The following is a 19,223-nucleotide window of genomic DNA, read 5'->3' as shown; positions in this document are numbered from 1 at the left end:
GGCATTTGATGAAAGCGGTTTATAGCCTGTTCGAGCGCTGGGTTGATCCCTTCCGCGAACCGGACAAGCTTAGGCCGCCTTCAACTACGCTCGCATTTCTCTGGCATTATGCCCGTCAGGCCAAATGGCCGCTTGCAGCCTCGCTGGTTGTTGGCGGTCTTTTGCCTTTGGTCGAGGCGGGACTGTTTTATTTTACCGGCAGACTGGTCGATATTCTCGATCAGGCAGGTCGGGCTGGTGTTGAACGTAGCTGGTCTGCACTGTTTCAGGCAGCAGGTCCCGAGCTGTTGTTCATGGGCATTACCGTCCTTGTCATCCGGTTTGTCGTGACCGGCATAAATACGCTGCTCGAAGGTCAGACACTGTCGCCGGGCTTCTACAACATGATCCGCTGGCAGGCCAATTCTTATGTCCAGCGCCAATCCTATGCCTTTTTTCAGAATGATTTTGCCGGTCGTATTGCCACCAAGGTGTGGCAGGCCGGACAGGCTGCCGGTGATCTCATCGAAAGCCTCATTCAAGTCGTCTGGTTCATGGCGATTTACAGCATCACAACGCTGTTTCTGGTTGGTCGCCTCGACTGGCGGTTGGCGGCAGCCGTTATCTTATGGATATTGGCATTTGGTTTGATCGCCCGCCATTATCTGCCACGTATTCGCAAAAGCGCTGAAGCGTCCGCAGAAGCCGGTTCGATGATCAATGGCCGCATCGTCGACAGCTATTCCAACATTCAGACGATCAAGCTCAATACCGCTGATGATGATGAACGCTACATGCGTGAAGGCTTCATGCGGTATCTCGCTGCGATCTTGCCTTTCATGCGCTCACTGACCGGCGTGCGCCTTGCTATGACCGCGCTTTCTGGTGTGATGATCGTTACCGTTGCTGCGATTACCATCGATTTGTGGACGCGCGATGCGATCACTGTCGGGCAGGTGTCCTTCACGCTTGGCCTGGTTCTGCGGTTGAACATGCTGCTTGGTCGATTGATGATGCAGCTCAATGGAATGCTGCGTCAGCTGGGACTGATCGAGAATTCGATGAAGCTTGTTTCCGCCCCTCTTGGTCTTGAAGACAAGCGCGATGCAAAAACATTGCAGATCACCGAAGCTCGCATCGATATTAACAATGTCACTTTCCATTATGGCAAAGCAGCGGGTGTCCTTGATGGTATCAATTTCACCGTTAAGGGCGGTGAGCGCATTGGCCTGGTAGGGCATTCGGGCGCGGGTAAATCGACGCTCGTCAATCTGATCCTGCGCCTTTATGACGTCGAGAAAGGTGCGATCCTTGTGGATGGGCAGGATGTTCGCGATGTGACGCAAGCCTCACTGCGCCGCGCTTTTGCAGTGGTCAGTCAGGAGACAGCGCTCCTGCATCGCTCATTGCGCGAGAATATCATGCTGGCGCGCGACAATGCGAGTGATGAAGAACTGCTTCAGGCAGCGCGACAGGCGGAAGCTGATGAGTTTATCGCCAAGCTTGAAGACTTCAATGGCCGCAAGTCTTTTGACGCGTTTGTTGGTGAACGTGGCGTGAAACTTTCAGGTGGCCAGCGACAGCGCATCGCAATCGCGCGCGCTATCCTGAAAGATGCGCCTATTCTTATTCTGGATGAGGCGACTTCCGCGCTCGACTCAGAGGTGGAAGCTTCGATTCAGGAAAACCTCCGTCAGCTCATGGAAGGCAAGACGGTGATCGCTATTGCGCATCGGCTTTCGACTATTGCGGCGCTAGATCGTCTCATTGTCATGGACAAAGGCCGGATTGTCGAGGAGGGAACCCATGAAGAACTTATTGCGCGAGGTGGAATTTACGCCGGTCTCTGGGCGCGTCAATCGGGCGGGTTTCTCGGCATAAACGGCTAATTCCAGCCAATTTTGCAAAATGTTCGACGCACCGCTCAAAGTGAGATTTGAGCGGTGCGGTTTGTCTGGTCGCTTTTAAAACATCCCAATAAAGCAGCCTGCGACATGGTGCCGTCCTATGGGGTTGGCGTCTGGACAAGGCTTTTCAACCTGCCTAAACCTCTATGTTGAGATGGAGGGAATTTCGTTCTGCAAGCAATTGTGGAACTGCTTTTTGCGTGAGCGCAAAAGGCTGGACTGCTTTTGCGCAATTGCAAAGGAACGAGGGGAGATTTCAATTGGATATCCAGGTTAAAAAGGAATTGGCACGTGAGCGCACACGACACGGCTGAGCCGACACGGCGTGATTTTTTGTATATTGCGACGGGAATGGCCGGTGTCGTCGGTATCGGCGGACTGGCATGGCCGTTTATCGACCAGATGCGCCCCGACGCTTCGACGCTTGCTGCAGCGTCTATTGAGGTTGATGTGTCTTCTCTAGCAGAAGGCGCATCACTCACCGTTAAATGGCGCGGAAAGCCAGTTTTCATCCGTAACCGTACGGCCAAAGAAATTGAAGATGCCAAGACGACTGCTCTTGGTGATCTGAAAGATATCGCGGCCCGCAATGCGAACCTTCCTGCTGATGCGCAGGCGACCGATGTCGCGCGTTCTGCAGGTGAAGGTAAGGAAAACTGGATCATCATGATCGGCGTTTGTACCCACCTTGGTTGCGTACCGCTCGGTGAGTCAGGTTCTTTCGGTGGCTGGTTCTGCCCATGCCATGGTTCGACCTATGACACCGCAGGCCGTATCCGCAGCGGTCCAGCGCCGGAAAACATGCACATTCCGGCATATGCATTTGCTTCCGATACGGTCATCAGGATCGGCTAAAACAGATCTTGGGGAGAGAAAACATGAGTGGTGGACACTCCACATATACGCCCTCGACCGGCATCGAAAAATGGGTCGACGAACGACTGCCTTTACCGCGTCTTGTCTATGATTCCTTTGTTGCTTATCCGACGCCACGTAACCTGAACTACATGTATACGTTCGGCGGCATTTTGGCATTTATGCTGATTGCGCAGATCATTACCGGCATTGTGCTGGCCATGCATTATGCTGCGGATACGGGAATTGCTTTCAATTCCGTTGAAAAGATCATGCGTGACGTCAATTCCGGCTGGCTGCTGCGCTACATGCACGCCAACGGCGCGTCATTCTTCTTCATTGCGGTTTATCTGCATATTGCTCGCGGTCTGTATTATGGCTCCTACAAGGCGCCGCGTGAGCTTCTGTGGATCCTTGGTGTGGTGATTTTCCTTCTCATGATGGCAACCGCTTTCATGGGGTACGTGCTGCCATGGGGACAAATGTCCTTCTGGGGTGCGACGGTTATCACGGGCTTCTTCACCGCGTTTCCGGTGATAGGCGAACCGATCCAGCAATTGTTGCTTGGTGGCTTTGCCGTCGATAATCCGACGCTGAATCGCTTCTTCTCGCTGCATTATCTGCTGCCGTTCATGATTGCAGGCGTTGTTATCCTGCACGTCTGGGCGCTGCACGTAACCGGCCAGACCAACCCGACAGGGATTGAAGTTAAGTCGGAGACTGATACGCTGCCGTTCACGCCTTATGCGACCATCAAGGACGCTTTTGGCGCGCTCGTCTTCTTCATCTTCTTCGCTTATTTCGTCTTCTATATGCCGAACTTCCTCGGTCATCCGGATAACTACATCCCGGCAGACTCGCTGAAGACGCCAGCTCACATCGTCCCTGAATGGTACTTCCTGCCGTTTTACGCGATGCTGCGCGCCATCACTTTCAACATCGGACCCATCGACTCGAAGCTCGGCGGCGTTCTGACCATGTTCGGTTCGATCGCAATCCTCTTCGTTGTTCCCTGGCTCGATACGTCGAAGGTTCGTTCGGCAGTCTATCGCCCTTGGTTCAAGCTGTTCTTCTGGCTGTTCGTCATCAATGCCATCTTCCTGGGCTGGCTTGGTTCGCGTCCTGCTGAAGGCACTTATACGCTGCTGGCGCAGTTCGGTACGCTCTACTACTTCGCATTTTTCATCGTCATCATGCCGGTTCTTGGCCTGATCGAGACGCCAAAGCGTCTGCCGAACTCGATTACCGAGGCGGTACTGGAAAAGAATGCAGGCAAGGCCGAGATTGCCCCAGTGGACATCAAGGCTTGAAGCAGCGAAAGATGAAGGACGTATCAATGAAAAACATCCTCAAGAGTTTCGCTGCCTTCGGTATCGCTCCGCTGGTAGCACTGGGTGTGACAATGGGTGGTGCCTTTGCCGCCGGTGGTGGCGAGGGGGAGCCGGAGCATTTTCCGATCCACCATCCAAAGCAGGAAAAGTGGACCTTCTCAGGTCCATTTGGAACCTATGACAAGGGACAGCTTCAGCGCGGTCTCAAGGTCTATAAGGAAGTCTGCTCGGCCTGCCATTCGATGAACCTGGTGGCTTTCCGTACACTGGAAGATCTTGGTTATTCGCCTGAACAGGTAAAGGCATTCGCTGCGGAATATGAAGTGCAGGATGGCCCGAATGCGGATGGTGAAATGTTCACCCGCAAGGCAATCCCGACGGATCATTTTCCGTCGCCATTTGCGAACACGAATGCAGCCGCTGCCGCGAACAATGGCGCAGCTCCGCCAGACTTTTCGCTAATCGCCAAGGCGCGTGCGGTTGAGCGTGGTTTCCCGACTTTTGTCTTCGATATATTCACGCAATATGCCGAAGCAGGTCCCGACTACATTCACTCGCTTCTGACTGGCTATGATGAACAGCCGCCAGCAGGCATGCATGTCCCGGAAGGCACGCATTACAACCCGTATTTCATCGCGGGAAAATCGCTTGCCATGGCTAAGCCGCTGAGCGACGATCAGGTGACATATGACGACGGTTCGCCGCAGACGGTGGATCAGTATGCGCGTGACGTTTCTGCATTCCTGATGTGGGCCGCTGAACCGCATCTGGAAGACCGCAAGAAAACAGGTTTCCGGGTTATTATTTTCCTGATCCTGTTCGCTGGTCTTGTTTACATCGCCAAGCGTTCGGTCTGGGCGAATGTGAAGCATTGATTCTTTAATCAAGCAGATGTGTTGAAAGGGCGCCTCGAGGCGCCCTTTTTGTTTGGGAACAGCAGAAGCCGTTCAAAAAAGTGCGAACGCGCTTGGCGTGATGCGCATATCGTGATTGAAGAGAGTTCAATATAATTGCGTCAGCAAACACGCCCTTATGACAGCGCGTGAGCTTACCCTCTGAAAGGACTGAAAATGGAATCCGGACTCAAAGCGACGCTGAAGGACGCGATCAGAACGATTCCTGATTACCCGAAACCCGGTGTTCAGTTCCGTGATGTGACAACGCTCATGGGTGATGCGCAAGCTTTCCGCCGTGCAGTGGATGAGCTCGTCTATCCTTATGCAGGCAACAAGGTGGACAAGGTTGCGGGCATTGAAGCACGCGGCTTCATTCTTGGCGGCGCGATTGCTCATCAGCTTTCGGCTGGGTTCGTGCCGATCCGTAAGAAGGGCAAACTGCCGCGCGATACAGTGCGCATTGCCTACAGCCTTGAATATGGCATCGACGAAATGGAAATGCACCGCGATGCTATCGTCCCAGGCGAGCGCATCATGCTGGTTGACGATCTGATTGCAACCGGTGGCACAGCCGAGGCTGCAGCGAAGCTGCTGCTTCAGATGGGTGCAGAAATCGTTGCAGCTTGCTTTATTATCGACCTGCCAGACCTTGGGGGTCGCAAGAAGCTCGAAGCTCTTGGTGTGCCGGTGCGCACGCTTGTCGAGTTTGAAGGCGATTGAATGGCATAAAACGCCCGGATTTAAAGCATTTCCAGCAAAAAGTGCGAAGCGATTTTGCGTTGGATAATGCGTAAAAACAAACAGTTACAGCGGTTCCAACGATTAAGTCTTAACTGGAACCGCTGTAATCTGGGCGTTTTAGTATTATGACGGCAGTTTCACCATCGCAGCATTGTCGAAGGACAGAACCTGCTCGCCGTCCTGATTAAAGGCACTGGTACTCATGTTCAGCATCGACCAGCCCGGCCGCGAGGTGAGAGGGCGTACCGCATGCACGGTCCGCTTATAGGTGATTGTATCACCAGCATAGACTGGTCTCATCCATTTCAGATTTTCAAAGCCGGGTGAGGGGCCAAAAGTCGGCGGAACTTCACCACGTTTCATTGCGTCTTTTGTTGCTTCTACGATCGAGGCAACGTTCAGCTTCATAAAGACCGCGGTGGTGTGCCAGCCGGAGGCACAGAGGCCGCCGAAGACGCTTTTTTTTGCCGCTTCCGCATCAAGGTGAAATGGCTGTGGGTCATACTTTCTTGCGAAGTCGACAATTTCTTCGGCGGAGAAAGTATAGCTTCCGATGACAAGATTTTGCCCGAGGTTTTCTTCAAGGAAACTCATGCCGCACCTTCCGAGATTGCATCATGACCGCGTCGTACCATCATGCATGGGTGCTGCATCTCACAGACGCTTTCGCCACGTTGATTGAACAGTTCATGATGGAACGTAATCAAACCGATTGTCGGGCGCGATTTCGAGATACGTTTGTCCTTGACCGTCGTTATGCCATTAAGCGTATCGCCCGCGAGCACGGGACGTTTCCACCGAGTGAACTCGACACCGGGCCCACCTTGCGAGGTGGAGTTTGTGAGAAAGGCATCGCAAACCATTCGCATGATTAAGGAAGCTGTCTGCCAGCCCGACGCGGCAAGCCCACCTAGCACGCTTGCCTTGCCCGCTTCTTCATCAAGATGAAAAGGCTGTGGGTCGAATTCGCGGGCGAACTCGATGATTTCTTCTTTGGTGATGGTGCGCGGTCCGAAGGGGAGCTTCAGTCCTTGCGTGAAATCTTCATAGGCATATTTAGGCGTCTTATCAGTCAATCCGGTCTCCTCCCAACCAAAGCGGCACTCGCCACTCTGGTTCTTTGCTGAGGCATGTCTTTACCCCCAAACCGGCTCCCGCTTTTGAGAGACATGCGTAGAAAAAAGCCACCGTTTTCACGGTGGCCTGATCGTATCAGGTATTGAAGCGGAACAGCATCACATCGCCGTCATGGACGATGTATTCCTTACCTTCGTCCCGCGCTTTGCCTGCTTCCTTGGCACCGACTTCACCGTTGAACTTGATATAGTCTTCGTAGGCGATGGTCTGTGCGCGAATGAAGCCGCGCTCGAAATCGGTATGAATAACGCCTGCCGCACCCGGAGCCTTGGTTCCGCGCTTGATAGTCCAGGCACGCGTTTCTTTGGGGCCTGCCGTGAAGTAGGTGATGAGGTCGAGAAGCTTGTAGCCAGCGCGAATGAGACGGTCTAGGCCGGGTTCTTCGAGGCCCATGGCGTCGAGATATTCCTTGGCTTCTTCGTCGGCAAGCTGGGCTACTTCTGCTTCAATAGCAGCCGAGATGATGACGCTCTCTGCGCCTTGTTCCGCAGCCATTTTAGCAACGGCTTCGCTATACTCGTTGCCCTTGGCAGCATCACCTTCGGCGACATTGCATACATAAAGCACTGGCTTGGAGGTAAGCAGGTTCAGACCCTTGAGGATCAGGAGATCGTCTGGGGCAATGTCTTTCAGCATCAGGCGAACAGGCTTGCCATTCTGCAACAGCTCGAGCGCCTGCTCCATGATCGGCAAGACCGTGGTTGCTTCCTTGTCCTTGCTGCTGGCGCGCTTGCGGATCTGCACGATGCGGCGCTCGATGCTTTCAAGGTCCGACAGCATCAATTCCGTTTCAACGGTTTCTGCGTCAGACACCGGATCGATACGGCCTTCAACATGGGTGATGTCATCGTCTTCAAAGCAGCGCAGAACATGCACAATGGCGTCGACTTCGCGGATATTGGCAAGGAACTGGTTGCCCAGGCCTTCACCTTTGGAAGCTCCGCGCACCAGACCTGCAATATCAACGAAGTTGATGCGGGTAGGGATGATTTCCTTCGAGCCTGCGATTTTCGCAATGCCATTCTGACGTGGATCGGGAACCGCCACTTCGCCAGTGTTTGGTTCGATGGTGCAGAACGGATAGTTTGCAGCCTGTGCTGCGGCCGTCTTGGTCAGCGCGTTGAAGAGCGTGGACTTGCCGACGTTAGGCAGGCCGACGATGCCGCATTTGAAACCCATGATATTCGTCCCTTATCGCTTGACGCGGTAAATTGAGCGCACGGCGCCATTATGAAGCGCATTGGCGGATTGCAAATCCAGCCAGTGGCGTGATGAATTTTTGAAAGCCGGTTTGCCGCTTCCCAGAATGATCGGAATAGTTCCTATATCAATGATGTCAAGCAGACCGGCATCGAGAAATTGCCGCGCCAGATCGCCGCCACCCAAAAGCCAGATGCGCCCACTTGCGCCGAGAGCTTTGAGTTTCGCAAGCAGCTCGGCTGGTTTGCCAGTCATTGCGGCAGTGTTCGCGGGCAGATTGTCGAATTTCTGATGCGTTGCAACAACGACTGGCAGCGAGCCATAAGGCCACTCTGGAATGGAACACATGACATCATAGGTCTGGCGCCCCATGACAATACCGGTAATGCCAGCCATGAATTCATCGAAGCCAAAGCCATCATCTGGCGGAAATTGTTCGAGCCAGTCAAAGCTACCGTCATCATTGGCGATGAAGCCATCAAGACTCATGGCAAACATATAAACGACTTCGCTCATGACTAGTCCTTCTTGCCAAGAAGTTTCTTGAGCATTTCTGCCATCGGGCCACTCGCGGGAATGCTTGATTTTGCGGCACTCTGGCGCGCCTGACGAATGTGGCTCTGTGCCTTGGGAGGAGCCTTAGCTGCCTGCTCTGGATCTGCTTTGAATCCACTCGGGCGCTGACTACCGTCACCCATGGCGATGGCCACGCGGTTCATGAAGCTGTTGTCTTCCTTCTTGGCAAGCAGGCTGACATTATCTGCGATAGCGCCAAAAAGTATATCAAGCCATTCGCTATCGACTTTTGCAAAATCGCCGAGAACGTAATTGTGAACCAGCTCCTTTGCGCCGGGATGGCCGATGCCGAGACGCATACGGCGATAATCTTTTCCGCCCGGAAAGGCCTGCACATGGGCGTCGATGGATTTGATTCCATTGTGGCCACCAGAACCGCCGCCGGTCTTGATGCGCAACTTTGCAGGCGCAAGGTCAAGTTCGTCGTAGATCACGACGAGGTCGGCAGGGGTCAGCTTGTAGAAGCGCATGGCTTCTCCAATCGACTGGCCAGAAAGGTTCATGAAAGTCATTGGCTTGATGAGAAGCACTTTTTCGCCGTCGATCACGCCATCGGCGATGTCCGCTTTGAACTTCTTCTGCCAATTTGAAAATCTATGGCGGCGGAATATTTCATCCACCGCCATAAAACCGATATTGTGACGGTTATGCGCATATTGGGGCCCCGGATTGCCAAGCCCTGCGATGAGCAGCATGGTTCTGAGCCCCTATATGCGGAAAGCGATTATTCGCCGTCCTTGGCTTCTTCAGCGCCTTCTGCATTTTCTTCCGACTTCAGGCCGGCAGGTGCAGCAATAGTAGCGATCGTGAAGTCACGGTCCTGAATGGCAGCAGTTGCACCCTTCGGCAGCTTGATAGCCGAAATGTGAACCGAGTCACCGATTTCGAGACCGGTCAGGTCGAATTCGAGAGCTTCCGGAATTGCGTTCGCTGGAACGATCAGTTCAACATCGTGACGAACGATGTTGAGAACGCCGCCGCGCTTGATGCCCGGTGCAGCTTCTTCGTTCTTGAAGTGAACTGGAACGTTGACGTGAACAACCGACTTCGCGGAAACGCGAAGGAAGTCGACGTGCTGTGGGAAGTCACGAACCGGATCAAGCTGGTAGTCCTTCGGGAGGACCTGAATTTTCTTGCCGTCTACTTCGATCGTAGCGATCGTGGTTTTGAAACCACCGCCGTGGATCTTGTAGTAAACTTCCTTATAAGGAACGGCGATTGCGAGGGGCTCCTGCTTGTCGCCATAGATGACTGCAGGAATCTGGCCGTTGCGGCGAAGTTCGCGGGAGGACCCCTTACCAACCCGGCTGCGCAGATCGGCCTTGAGCACGTAAGTATCGCTCATGGCATTACCTTTCAAAGTTACTGGAGTGTTGGTCGCAGTTTTTTATCTAAGCATGATCTTGTCCGAAAACCGGTTTCCACTTTTCGGGATCATGCTCCAGCGAACAACATGAAACAGCCCGTAATGTCTTCCACAGTGTGAAAGACCGGACCGCCCCATTCCGCGTTGCCTCCAAGGGTGTCTACGCGGATGGCAGCCTATAGCCCATAGGCTTTTCAAGCGCAAGTTTTTTGGGTTCGAAACACGCCTTCTGTGGGCTTTTCCTTTAACGGGTGGCATTAGCCGCGTCAAAAATGTTAAGCGGGTGCCTGATTGATCGCGGGTTCTCCTGCCGAGTCGTCCCAACATTCACAGAACAAAAGGAAACGAGATGCAGGTCGGTATCGACATGGGTTCTGTTGCTGGAAGCGGTACTGCTGCGGCAGGTGCGCTTGGTGGTGGCAAGCAGGCCATGCTTGATCTTGAAGAGCTTCTCGCAACCCGCCTGCTGGTTCAGGGAAATTCAGGATCAGGCAAATCGCATCTCCTTCGCCGCCTGCTTGAGCAGAGCGCCCAATGGGTGCAGCAATGCGTTATCGATCCTGAAGGCGATTTCGTTACGCTGGCCGATATTCATGGCCATGTCGTCGTTGATGCTGCACGCACCGAAGCCGAACTGACGCGCATTGCCGGACGTATCCGTCAGCATCGGGTTTCCGTCGTACTCAATCTCGAAGGTCTCGACGTCGAACAGCAGATGCGTGCGGCTGCCGCTTTCCTCGGCGGCCTGTTCGATGCTGAACGAGATTACTGGTATCCAATGCTGGTTGTGGTCGATGAAGCGCAGCTTTTCGCACCGGCTGCTGCCGGCGAAGTATCGGACGAAGCCCGCAAGCTTTCCCTGGGTGCTATGACCAATCTTATGTGTCGCGGTCGTAAGCGCGGCCTCGCGGGGGTGATTGCCACACAACGTCTGGCCAAGCTTGCCAAGAATGTCGCTGCAGAAGCTTCCAACTTTCTGATGGGGCGTACTTTCCTTGATATTGATATGGCGCGCGCCGCCGATCTTCTCGGTATGGAGCGACGTCAGGCCGAAATGTTCCGAGACCTGCAACGCGGTCACTTTGTGGCGCTTGGACCGGCATTGTCACGCCGTCCGCTGCCCATCAAAATCGGCAAGGTTGAAACTTCCGCGCGTTCATCGTCACCGAAGTTAATGCCATTGCCGGATGCGCCAGAAGATGCACGCGATCTCATCTTCACGCCTGCACCACAGGAAATCCGTACGGTTGTTCGACGAACTCCGCCGCCACCGCCGCCGCCATCAACAGCGGAAATTCTGGCGCAGGTCGCCAAACCCAAGCTTGAAGCGGAGCCCGTCGAAGCACCGTTGTTTCCTGGCATTGTGGAAGCAGAGCGCGAAGAACTGCTTGAAAAGGTGATGCGCGAAATTGTCGATGACCCGGAAGCATCGTTCCGTTCGGTCGCCGTGCTTTATCAGGATTTTCTGGTGCGTTGCCGTATTCATCGCGTTCCCGGGGAGCCTTTGGCGCTTCCCGCATTTCGTCGCCGGTTGGCGGTTGCGCAAGCGAGCATCAAGGGTGATGCCGCGACTGGCGAAACCTGGCAACAGGCTCTCACGCTGTCCGAAAGCCTCACCGATGATGTGCAGGGTGTGTTCCTGATTGTCGCGCAGGCGGCTGTGACGGGTGCGCCATGTCCTTCGGATGCGGCCCTCGCGCGCGCCTATGGCACGCATTCATTGAGCCGTGCTCGACGTCTCCTGACCTATTTTGAAGAGCGCGGTCTTCTTGTATTGCGTAATGACTTCAAAGGACTTCGCATCGTTAACTTCCCTGATCTTGGCTGTGAGACGGCGCCCGGTGATCCCAACGCGCCTGATGATCACATCGACGAAAGCACTGCTGCCGAGTAACGGACCTTCTGTGCAAATTGTCATCAACCTGTAATGATCCTCAGCAACTGCTTGGGGGATTATGCAGAGAGTGAACATGACAACAGAGCCGCAACCGGATTTCAGGGAATTATTCGCCACTTTTGGCAAGATCGGGTTGCTGTCGTTTGGTGGGCCTGCTGCGCAGATTGCCATGATGCAGCGAGTGATCGTTGACGAAAAGAAGTGGATGGATCAGGAGCGACTGATCCATGCTCTGAACTTCTGCATGCTTTTGCCCGGACCCGAAGCCATGCAACTTGCCACCTATTGCGGCTGGGCCGCCAAGGGTTGGCGTGGCGGGCTGCTTGCTGGGTTGCTCTTTGTTCTTCCCGGCGCTGCGGTCATGTTGGCGCTATCGGCACTCTATGTGGTCTTCGGTCATGTAGATGTGGTTGCCGGTCTCTTGTTTGGGCTGAAAGCGGCAGTTTTGGCGATTGTCTTTGAGGCTCTTTATCGAATGGCCAGGCGCACACTGACGTCTGGGTTTTCCTATGTAATAGCATTGCTGGCATTTATGTCGGTCGCGTTCCTCAAACTGCCATTTCCTTTGGTGGTGGCGCTAGCGGCTCTGGCAGGAGGAATGCGTTACTGGCTGCAGCGCGATGGGCCTGGGTCGGCACATGGTGCGGTTGGTCCGAATGCAATGCGTGTAGCGACACAGCAGGCGCTCATCTGGGGCTCTCTCTGGGTTCTTCCTCTCATAGCGCTTTATCTGGCGTTTGGCGGACGTCATGTGTTCACGACAGAGGCTGTCTTTTTCTCAAAGCTTGCAGCTGTGACATTTGGCGGTGCCTACGCCGCGCTCTCCTATACTGCACAGCAGGCAGTCGAGCATTTTGGCTGGATGAAGCCCGGTGAGATGCTGACAGGACTTGGGCTTGCCGAAACCACGCCGGGCCCGCTGATCCTTGTACTGGTTTTTGTCGGCTTTATCGGGGCGTCCAATCTGTCGGGGCTCCCGCCGCTCGTGGGTGGTTTTTTCGGCGGCTTGATTGCGCTGTGGTTTACCTTCGTGCCGTGTTTTTTATGGATTTTTGTTGGCGCACCATTTCTGGAGCGGTTGCGCAAGGTACGTTGGCTATCCGCCATGCTGGCTGGGATAACAGCTGCAGTCGTCGGCGTGATTGCCAATCTTGCCCTGTGGTTTTCACTGCATGTGCTGTTTGGAACAGTAGTCGACCACCCAATAGGCGCTTTAACCCTGCCTCTGCCAGTGGTGAGCACAATAGACAATGCCGCCGTCCTGATTGCAGGCGCGGCGGCATTTTTACTTATTGTTCTGAAGCTCAACATGCCGCTCGTGCTTCTGCTCGCGGCATGTTTTGGTATCGCTATTCGGTTGATAGCGAATTAGTCGAACAGGCTCGAAACCGACTCTTCGGCCGCAGTGCGCGCGACCGCTTCACCGATGAGGCTGGAGATCGACAGAACGCGAATATTTGGAGCGTCATTGATTGCAGTGGTTGGCTGGATGGAGTCGGTAATGACCAGCTCTTTCAGCTTTGACGAAGCGATACGGGCAACAGCGCCGCCGGAAAGAACACCATGTGTGATGTAAGCGGTAACGCTCTTTGCGCCCTTGGCGAGCAGTGCTTCAGCTGCATTGCAGAGCGTGCCGCCAGAATCCACGATATCGTCGAACAGCAGGCAATCTTTGCCGGTCACGTCACCGATAACATTCATGACTTCCGATTCACCCGGACGTTCACGACGCTTGTCAACGATCGCTAGCTGAGCATCGATGCGCTTTGCAAGCGAGCGAGCGCGAACCACACCGCCAACGTCGGGCGAAACGACCATGCAATTGCCGGTCGCGTAGTTGGCCTTCACATCGCGTGCGATAACTGGAACGGCATAGAGATTGTCGGTCGGGATATCGAAGAAACCCTGAATCTGACCCGCATGAAGATCAAGCGTCAGAACGCGGTTAGCACCTGCTTCGGTGATAAGGTTTGCGACAAGCTTTGCGGAGATTGGTGTGCGTGGGCCAGGCTTACGATCCTGACGCGCATAGCCGAAATAAGGAAGAACGGCTGTGATGCGGCGTGCCGATGAACGACGGAACGCATCAATCATGATGAGCAGTTCCATCAGATTGTCGTTTGCCGGGTAGGATGTCGATTGCAGTACGAATACGTCTTCGCCGCGTACGTTTTCCTGAATCTCTACGAAGATTTCCTGATCGGCGAAACGGCGTACAGTTGCCTTGCCAAGCGGGACGTTGAGATATTGAGCAACGGATTCGGCAAGAACCCGGTTGGAGTTGCCTGCGAAAAGTTTCATTCTTTTTGCCTCTGAAGCCGGAGCAGTTTCGTTCTGTCGCAAAAAGTCCGTGAAACGGACGTAATCTCTGGTTTGAGCGAAACCCAACACAAATCCGGGTGCGCTCTGTCATTCTTAAAAAGCTTTAAAGCCGCGGGTTCTATGACGATTGGTCAAGTGCCGCAGCTTGCAAGGTTTTCTCGAATGTGCGGCCTATTGCAAAGAGTCACTGCCATTGCAAGGCCTGAGGGAAAACAATTGCAGTAAAAAGCGATCGCAAAGTGCTTTCCCACAGGGCTGACACGCGATTCAGCAAAAGATTTCAGTCTTTTGCTGAATCAGCTCGTTTTCATGCGCGATTTGCCGCAAGCCAGGTGGAATACTCCTGCATGGTCTTATCGGCGATGGATTGCATGGCAGAGGGCGGAACGATGCTCCATGAGTCTGCGGACGCGCCCGGAACTTTTTCCTGCCCCTGTATGCGGTGAAGGCGGTTACCGGAAGCATCCATCACATCCCAGACGTATAGGATCGTTGTCTGGTTATCTTCAGACAAAACCGAGAAATAGCCCTTCATCACATAAGCGGCGTCGGTGCCATTATTGCCTGCAAGCTCCACACCCTTGGCGCGTGCATCATCATTGATGCGATGAGTAAGCGGGGTCACGACATTGACGGGCGCGCCAATGATGGGAGCTATGTAAAGCTTGCCCGGTTTGAGTGAGGCCGTACGCGCGGGCGGTGTCGCTGGTGTTGTTGTAACTGCCGGGGGTGAGGTTGGGGCAGTAGTCTGACCTGTAGAAGCTTGGCCCGTGGCCGGTGTTGTGGTTTGTCCAGATTGCTGGTTAGTTCCCTGCACGTTCAATGCAGTTTCGGTGCTGTTGCAGGCGGCAAGCAGTCCAGCAAGCAACAACATCATAGAAAGATGTGCCTTGTTCATGTTCGGCTTCATGCTCCTGAAAGCGCAGACCACTCCTGCGCTATGAACGGAGTTTATCGCTTATCCTGCGTCACTTGACAATAATGTCTAGCGAATGGCGGGACAGCGGTACGGCAGCGCCATTTGTTGTCAAGTAAGTCTGGCCAAGCGTCATCGCGGTTTCGGTGTCAGAATCCATGATGATCATGTGCGCAAACAGCGTCATGTCGGGCTGGATGCTTTCCGGGTTACCGGAATAGAACATCTGCGGGTCCATCCATGACGGTGTAAAGCGCGCACCGACAGAATAGCCGCAAGCATTCAGGCGATGACGGGTAAGGCCATGGGCTTCCATCGTGCGGGAATGCGCATCGAACACGTCGCCAAAGGTTGAGGCCGGTGTCATGGCTGTCTCGACAGCTTCCAGCGCTTCTCGTGCGGCATTGTAGAGCTTTAGATGCTCTGCCTTTGGCTGGCCGATGATGACGGTTCGCATCATCGGTGCGTGGTAGTGTCGGAAGACGCCTGACCATTCCAGTGTGAGCTGATCATTCGCAGAAAGTTTGCGACGGCCTGCTTTGTAGCGGCATAAAAGTGCATCAGCGCCGGAGCCGATAATATATTCATTGGCCGGATAATCGCCATCGCCGGCAAAGTTCGCGCTCATCATGGCCGCCAGAATGTCGGCTTCGCTTGCGCCTGCCTTGGTGAGTTTCAGTGCAGCATCCAGCGCATCATCACTCAGTTCGGCGGCACGCTTGGCATAGGCGATTTCTGCGGGGCTCTTGAGAAGACGCAACCGGTCAACCATACCGGAGGCGTCAAAAAGCTTGGCAAAGCTTTGCAATTGTTCATCGAGCTTTCGTGCGTTGGCCCCGGTCAGCCCGTGGGTCTGGTATTCAATGCCGATGCGCGTGCCGAGCAGATCAAGCTCAGTCAGGATATTGCGCAGATCGATGGCCGGATTGGCATTGTCGCGATCGGTCCAGACGGTAATATTTTCGATATTGGAGGTGTGACGCGCCTGTCTCAGATCGGCAGAGCGGGTCATCAACACTGTCGATCCGTCAGCCTTCACCACGAGGCACTGGAAGAAGCAAAAGCCGAACGTGTCATAGCCGGTCAGCCAGTACATGCTTTCCTGTGCGAACAGCAGCAGAGCATCAAGCTTCTCTTCCTCCATCTTCAAGATCAGACGGTCGCGACGTGCAGCGAATTCTTCCGGCTCGAAGTGAAGGGCCATGTGGTTCTCCTAATCGTTTACGATAGCGATGGCGGCAATTTGACGACCGTAATCAGGCTCGTTGCGGTGCGTCGTGCGCCGGTAGGAATAGAACTGATCTTCATTGGCATAAGTGCACTGGCGCAGTGCTTCGGCTTTCACATTGGCCTTCGTCAGGCGATCTGTGATGAAGGTCCAGAGATCAAAAAGCTTGTGACCTTCCTTACCTGAAGGTTGGAAATATTTGTCATAGCTTACGTCTTTGCCAGTGAACTCGGCATAGAATTCCGGACCGACCTCGTAATTTTCAGGGCCGATTGTTGGGCCCAGCACTGCAACGATATTCTCACGCTTTGCGCCAAGTTCGATCATGGCTTCAATCGTGTTTTCAAGAACGCCGGTGAAAGCGCCGCGCCAGCCGGCATGAGCCGATCCAATGACACCGGCTTCATGATCGGCAAACAGAACAGGACCGCAATCCGCAGACAAAGCGCCGATTGCAATGCCCGGCACATTTGTGACCATGGCATCGGCCTTGGGGCGCGGACTGCTGAATGGTTCAGTGACGCGCAGCACATCCGGTGAGTGGACTTGATGCACGGTCATCAGATGGTCGGATGCGACGCCGAGCGTTTCAGCAACACGACGGCGATTCTCCGTCACCAGTTCCGGTACATCATTTGACCCGCTGCCGACATTCAAACCGGCATAGATGCCATCTGAAACGCCGCCTTTTCGGGTGAAAAAGCCATGCGCAATGCGCTTGCCGTTGTGTCCGGCATGGCCATCCAACAGGGCGGAGCGAAGCGGTTGCGGCTTATCGGTCATTGGCTTTCTCTTTTCAAACGGCGGGATGTTGGGGGAGGCAAGTCAGCTTGTCAATCGCAGCTTTTTGACAGCGAGCTAGGCTGAGGGTTGGTGCAGTGCGGTTTCAAACGGGAAGATCGCGGTTGCCGGATCTGCAATCGCAAGCGCCTTAAATAGTGTCCCCATCTGATCAGGTGCTGCAAGTCGCTCAACGTCTTCGCGAATCTTGTTCTGAAATGCCGCATCGCGTCCAGTACCGAGACGGCCTGCGCGGTCAATAAGACCCATAGCCAGGAGAAAATCGCCCTGCGTCATGGTTCCCGTCTTGCATCCGCAATTGCGTGCAGTTCTTTCCAACATGTCGAAATCGACGTGGCTGGTGAGGTCTGCCTCGCCGGGATGCGCGAAAACATCGTCATAGGCATGTTTCAGCATCGCTTGCAGCGTATCGCCAAGGCCCGATTGAAGGTGTCCATAGTCGATTGTGAGTGCGGCTCCACGCGTTGCCGCAATTCGCTGTGCAATCTCCTGCATCAAAGCCGTGCGGGCAGGGGCAGCTTCAAAGATTGTCCCTTCGGGAGCGGTCTGATGGCCGGGTGGTAACAAAGCTTCGTCAATGCCACCAGCCCCGCTCACAAACTGGAATTCGTCCTGCTCATCAAGTGCAATCAGCCTTTCGACAAAGCGGTCATTGGCTTTAACGAATTGTCGAAACGGTATTGCATCGAACAGCTCGTTGGATACGAGGATCAACGGGCCGTCTGGAATGCTCGAAAAGTTCTCGAACCATTCGATTGAATGGCCCAGACCAGAGAGCTTTTCTTTTTGCTTTTCAATCAGTCGTGGACTGGTTTCGACCATTGCAACGCGCGTGGCTGCGAACATCTGAGGCGCAAGCTGTTTGATCGTGCGCAGCATGTCGCTCATTAGTGTCCCGCGACCCGGTCCAATTTCGCACAGGACCGCGTTGTCAGGGAGGCCGAGCGCATCCCATATGCCGACGCACCATATGCCGATTAGTTCGCCAAACATCTGACTGACCTCGGGCGCGGTAATAAAGTCACCGTCACGTCCGAATGGTTCGCGTGTTGTATAGTAGCCTGATTCACGGTCGCCGAGGCATGCAGTCATATAATCGGCGACGCTGATCGGTCCCGTGGTTCCGATCAGCCGCTTCAAACGATCTTTGAGTGTTACCTCAGGCATTCTTTGCTACAGCCCGGTTTGCACGCAACATTGCCCAAAGCCCAATCAAGACCATCGGCACCGACAGCACCATGCCCATGGTGAGCCAACCGCCGAAAAGATAGCCAAGCTGTGCGTCTGGTTCACGGAAGAACTCGACGATAATGCGGCTGAGGCCATAGCCTGCAACAAAGGTGCCGGCGATGAAGCCGGGCGCTTTGATTTTTTTGCCCACCCAGATGAGCAGGAACAGAACGAAAAACAGCACGAAACCTTCAAGGAAGGCTTCATAGAGCTGGCTCGGGTGACGCGGCAGTGGGCCACCATTGGGGAAATAGACAGCCCAAGGCACATCGCTGACGCGGCCCCAGAGTTCCTGATTAATGAAATTGGCGATACGCACGACGCCAAGGCCTATGGGGACGCCTGCTGCAATCGTATCAAACATGCTCCAGACTTTGATGCCGCGTGAGCGCGCGAACAGGATCATGGCAACCGTGGTACCAAGAATGCCGCCATGGAATGACATGCCGCCATCCCAAACGGCCGGAATAGCCAGTGGATTGGAGAGATAGTAGGAGAAGTTATAGAACAGGACGTAGCCGATACGGCCACCGAGCACCACGCCGAGTGCCGCCCAGATGACAAAGTCGTCGAGCGCTTCGGGCTGCATGGGCGGCTGATTATTGCCCCAAAGGCGATGATTGCGCAAAAGCTTCTTGCCGTACCACCACGCAAACATGATGCCGACAACATAACCAAGACCGTACCAATGAACGGCAAGCGGGCCGATGGAGAAAATCACCGGATCGATATTCGGAAAAGCCAGAGCCGAAACCGGCAGCAACGTCTCTATCATATAATAACTCCATTTTCCGGCGGACCATGCGCGACGATATCTGAGTGGTCAAGTGATCACGATTAT

19 protein-coding genes are annotated in these 19,223 nt (G+C 54.3%); 7 read left to right on the top strand and 12 right to left on the bottom strand.

Translation table 11 applies throughout. The annotated features are described in order from the left end of the window. Positions 1 to 8 precede the first annotated feature (8 nt). From CES85_RS17640 to CES85_RS17620, 5 genes are all read left to right on the top strand, one after another. Entirely contained in the window at positions 9 to 1,868 is a 1,860-nt protein-coding gene (locus CES85_RS17640; protein WP_095447110.1) for an ABC transporter ATP-binding protein, read from the top strand. Positions 1,869 to 2,177: 309 nt separating this feature from the next. Beyond that, on the top strand, positions 2,178 to 2,741 hold the full coding sequence (petA, locus tag CES85_RS17635) for a ubiquinol-cytochrome c reductase iron-sulfur subunit (protein ID WP_095447109.1): 564 nt from the start codon (positions 2,178 to 2,180) through the stop codon (positions 2,739 to 2,741). A 23-nt stretch (positions 2,742 to 2,764) separates the two neighbouring features. After that, positions 2,765 to 4,051 (top strand): cytochrome b, encoded by a 1,287-nt coding sequence (locus CES85_RS17630; RefSeq protein ID WP_095447108.1) that lies wholly within the window; start codon positions 2,765 to 2,767, stop codon positions 4,049 to 4,051. 26 nt (positions 4,052 to 4,077) lie between these two features. Beyond that, entirely contained in the window at positions 4,078 to 4,947 is an 870-nt protein-coding gene (locus CES85_RS17625; RefSeq protein WP_191793940.1) for a cytochrome c1, read from the top strand. Between the two features lie 195 nt (positions 4,948 to 5,142). Then, on the top strand, positions 5,143 to 5,688 hold the full coding sequence (locus CES85_RS17620; protein ID WP_024899419.1) for an adenine phosphoribosyltransferase: 546 nt from the start codon (positions 5,143 to 5,145) through the stop codon (positions 5,686 to 5,688). Between the two features lie 144 nt (positions 5,689 to 5,832). Here CES85_RS17620 and CES85_RS17615 read toward each other — a convergent pair whose 3' ends face one another. The 6 genes from CES85_RS17615 to CES85_RS17590 form a co-directional block, all read right to left on the bottom strand. Further along, positions 5,833 to 6,303, bottom strand: coding sequence for a MaoC family dehydratase (locus tag CES85_RS17615; RefSeq protein ID WP_095447106.1), 471 nt, complete (start codon positions 6,301 to 6,303; stop codon positions 5,833 to 5,835). After that, entirely contained in the window at positions 6,300 to 6,785 is a 486-nt protein-coding gene (locus tag CES85_RS17610) for a MaoC family dehydratase (RefSeq protein ID WP_095447105.1), read from the bottom strand. Before CES85_RS17610 ends, CES85_RS17615 begins: the two co-directional genes overlap by 4 nt. 136 nt (positions 6,786 to 6,921) lie before the next feature. Beyond that, complete coding sequence (gene ychF / locus CES85_RS17605) at positions 6,922 to 8,025, bottom strand: redox-regulated ATPase YchF (protein ID WP_095447104.1); 1,104 nt, start codon at positions 8,023 to 8,025, stop codon at positions 6,922 to 6,924. Between the two features lie 12 nt (positions 8,026 to 8,037). Further along, positions 8,038 to 8,562, bottom strand: coding sequence for a dihydrofolate reductase family protein (locus tag CES85_RS17600; protein ID WP_095447103.1), 525 nt, complete (start codon positions 8,560 to 8,562; stop codon positions 8,038 to 8,040). A 2-nt stretch (positions 8,563 to 8,564) separates the two neighbouring features. Continuing rightward, positions 8,565 to 9,317: an aminoacyl-tRNA hydrolase gene (gene pth / locus CES85_RS17595; protein WP_095447102.1), complete on the bottom strand. Its 753-nt coding sequence runs from the start codon at positions 9,315 to 9,317 to the stop codon at positions 8,565 to 8,567. 29 nt (positions 9,318 to 9,346) lie between these two features. Next, positions 9,347 to 9,967 carry a 50S ribosomal protein L25/general stress protein Ctc gene (locus CES85_RS17590; protein ID WP_095447101.1) on the bottom strand — a complete coding sequence of 207 codons (621 nt, stop codon included), beginning with the start codon at positions 9,965 to 9,967 and terminating at the stop codon, positions 9,347 to 9,349. Positions 9,968 to 10,337: 370 nt separating this feature from the next. On the opposite strand from CES85_RS17590, the gene CES85_RS17585 reads away from it, so the two are divergent. Continuing rightward, a complete protein-coding gene (locus CES85_RS17585) occupies positions 10,338 to 11,882 on the top strand; it encodes a helicase HerA domain-containing protein (RefSeq protein ID WP_095447100.1) in 1,545 nt (514 codons plus the stop codon). Positions 11,883 to 11,958: 76 nt separating this feature from the next. Next, complete coding sequence (gene chrA, locus CES85_RS17580) at positions 11,959 to 13,257, top strand: chromate efflux transporter (protein ID WP_095447099.1); 1,299 nt, start codon at positions 11,959 to 11,961, stop codon at positions 13,255 to 13,257. Here chrA and CES85_RS17575 read toward each other — a convergent pair. The 6 genes from CES85_RS17575 to lgt all read right to left on the bottom strand — a co-directional run bounded on the left by CES85_RS17575 (position 13,254) and on the right by lgt (position 19,157). Beyond that, on the bottom strand, positions 13,254 to 14,186 hold the full coding sequence (locus CES85_RS17575; RefSeq protein WP_095447098.1) for a ribose-phosphate pyrophosphokinase: 933 nt from the start codon (positions 14,184 to 14,186) through the stop codon (positions 13,254 to 13,256). The two genes, chrA and CES85_RS17575, sit on opposite strands and share 4 nt — an antisense overlap. Before the next feature lie 328 nt (positions 14,187 to 14,514). Beyond that, positions 14,515 to 15,117, bottom strand: coding sequence for a hypothetical protein (locus tag CES85_RS17570; RefSeq protein WP_095447097.1), 603 nt, complete (start codon positions 15,115 to 15,117; stop codon positions 14,515 to 14,517). Between the two features lie 58 nt (positions 15,118 to 15,175). Further along, a complete protein-coding gene (locus tag CES85_RS17565) occupies positions 15,176 to 16,327 on the bottom strand; it encodes a M24 family metallopeptidase (protein ID WP_095447096.1) in 1,152 nt (383 codons plus the stop codon). Between the two features lie 9 nt (positions 16,328 to 16,336). Further along, positions 16,337 to 17,134, bottom strand: a complete 798-nt coding sequence (pgeF, locus tag CES85_RS17560; protein WP_095447095.1) for a peptidoglycan editing factor PgeF — start codon at positions 17,132 to 17,134, stop codon at positions 16,337 to 16,339. A gap of 75 nt (positions 17,135 to 17,209) precedes the next feature. Beyond that, positions 17,210 to 18,319, bottom strand: a complete 1,110-nt coding sequence (locus tag CES85_RS17555) for a class I SAM-dependent methyltransferase (RefSeq protein WP_095447094.1) — start codon at positions 18,317 to 18,319, stop codon at positions 17,210 to 17,212. Next, positions 18,312 to 19,157, bottom strand: a complete 846-nt coding sequence (gene lgt / locus CES85_RS17550; protein WP_095447093.1) for a prolipoprotein diacylglyceryl transferase — start codon at positions 19,155 to 19,157, stop codon at positions 18,312 to 18,314. Before lgt ends, CES85_RS17555 begins: the two co-directional genes overlap by 8 nt. Between the last annotated feature and the right edge of the window lie 66 nt (positions 19,158 to 19,223).

Origin of the sequence: Ochrobactrum quorumnocens (assembly GCF_002278035.1) — a bacterium.
In the GTDB taxonomy this organism is placed as follows: domain Bacteria; phylum Pseudomonadota; class Alphaproteobacteria; order Rhizobiales; family Rhizobiaceae; genus Brucella; species Brucella quorumnocens.
The sequence above is the reverse complement of the archived record's forward strand: the minus strand, read 5'-3'. Positions and strand labels throughout refer to the sequence as shown.

Bases quoted from the DNA above. Each gene is read 5' to 3' on its own strand.
- CES85_RS17640 (WP_095447110.1), top strand. From the start codon at position 9: ATGAAAGCGGTTTATAGCCTGTTCGAGCGCTGGGTTGATCCCTTCCGC.
- CES85_RS17630 (WP_095447108.1), top strand. From the start codon at position 2,765: ATGAGTGGTGGACACTCCACATATACGCCCTCGACCGGCATCGAAAAA.
- CES85_RS17625 (WP_191793940.1), top strand. From the start codon at position 4,078: ATGAAAAACATCCTCAAGAGTTTCGCTGCCTTCGGTATCGCTCCGCTG.
- CES85_RS17620 (WP_024899419.1), top strand. From the start codon at position 5,143: ATGGAATCCGGACTCAAAGCGACGCTGAAGGACGCGATCAGAACGATT.
- CES85_RS17615 (WP_095447106.1), bottom strand. From the start codon at position 6,303: ATGAGTTTCCTTGAAGAAAACCTCGGGCAAAATCTTGTCATCGGAAGC.
- ychF (WP_095447104.1), bottom strand. From the start codon at position 8,025: ATGGGTTTCAAATGCGGCATCGTCGGCCTGCCTAACGTCGGCAAGTCC.
- CES85_RS17600 (WP_095447103.1), bottom strand. From the start codon at position 8,562: ATGAGCGAAGTCGTTTATATGTTTGCCATGAGTCTTGATGGCTTCATC.
- pth (WP_095447102.1), bottom strand. From the start codon at position 9,317: ATGCTGCTCATCGCAGGGCTTGGCAATCCGGGGCCCCAATATGCGCAT.
- CES85_RS17590 (WP_095447101.1), bottom strand. From the start codon at position 9,967: ATGAGCGATACTTACGTGCTCAAGGCCGATCTGCGCAGCCGGGTTGGT.
- CES85_RS17585 (WP_095447100.1), top strand. From the start codon at position 10,338: ATGCAGGTCGGTATCGACATGGGTTCTGTTGCTGGAAGCGGTACTGCT.
- chrA (WP_095447099.1), top strand. From the start codon at position 11,959: ATGACAACAGAGCCGCAACCGGATTTCAGGGAATTATTCGCCACTTTT.
- CES85_RS17575 (WP_095447098.1), bottom strand. From the start codon at position 14,186: ATGAAACTTTTCGCAGGCAACTCCAACCGGGTTCTTGCCGAATCCGTT.
- CES85_RS17570 (WP_095447097.1), bottom strand. From the start codon at position 15,117: ATGAAGCCGAACATGAACAAGGCACATCTTTCTATGATGTTGTTGCTT.
- CES85_RS17565 (WP_095447096.1), bottom strand. From the start codon at position 16,327: ATGGCCCTTCACTTCGAGCCGGAAGAATTCGCTGCACGTCGCGACCGT.
- pgeF (WP_095447095.1), bottom strand. From the start codon at position 17,134: ATGACCGATAAGCCGCAACCGCTTCGCTCCGCCCTGTTGGATGGCCAT.
- CES85_RS17555 (WP_095447094.1), bottom strand. From the start codon at position 18,319: ATGCCTGAGGTAACACTCAAAGATCGTTTGAAGCGGCTGATCGGAACC.
- lgt (WP_095447093.1), bottom strand. From the start codon at position 19,157: ATGATAGAGACGTTGCTGCCGGTTTCGGCTCTGGCTTTTCCGAATATC.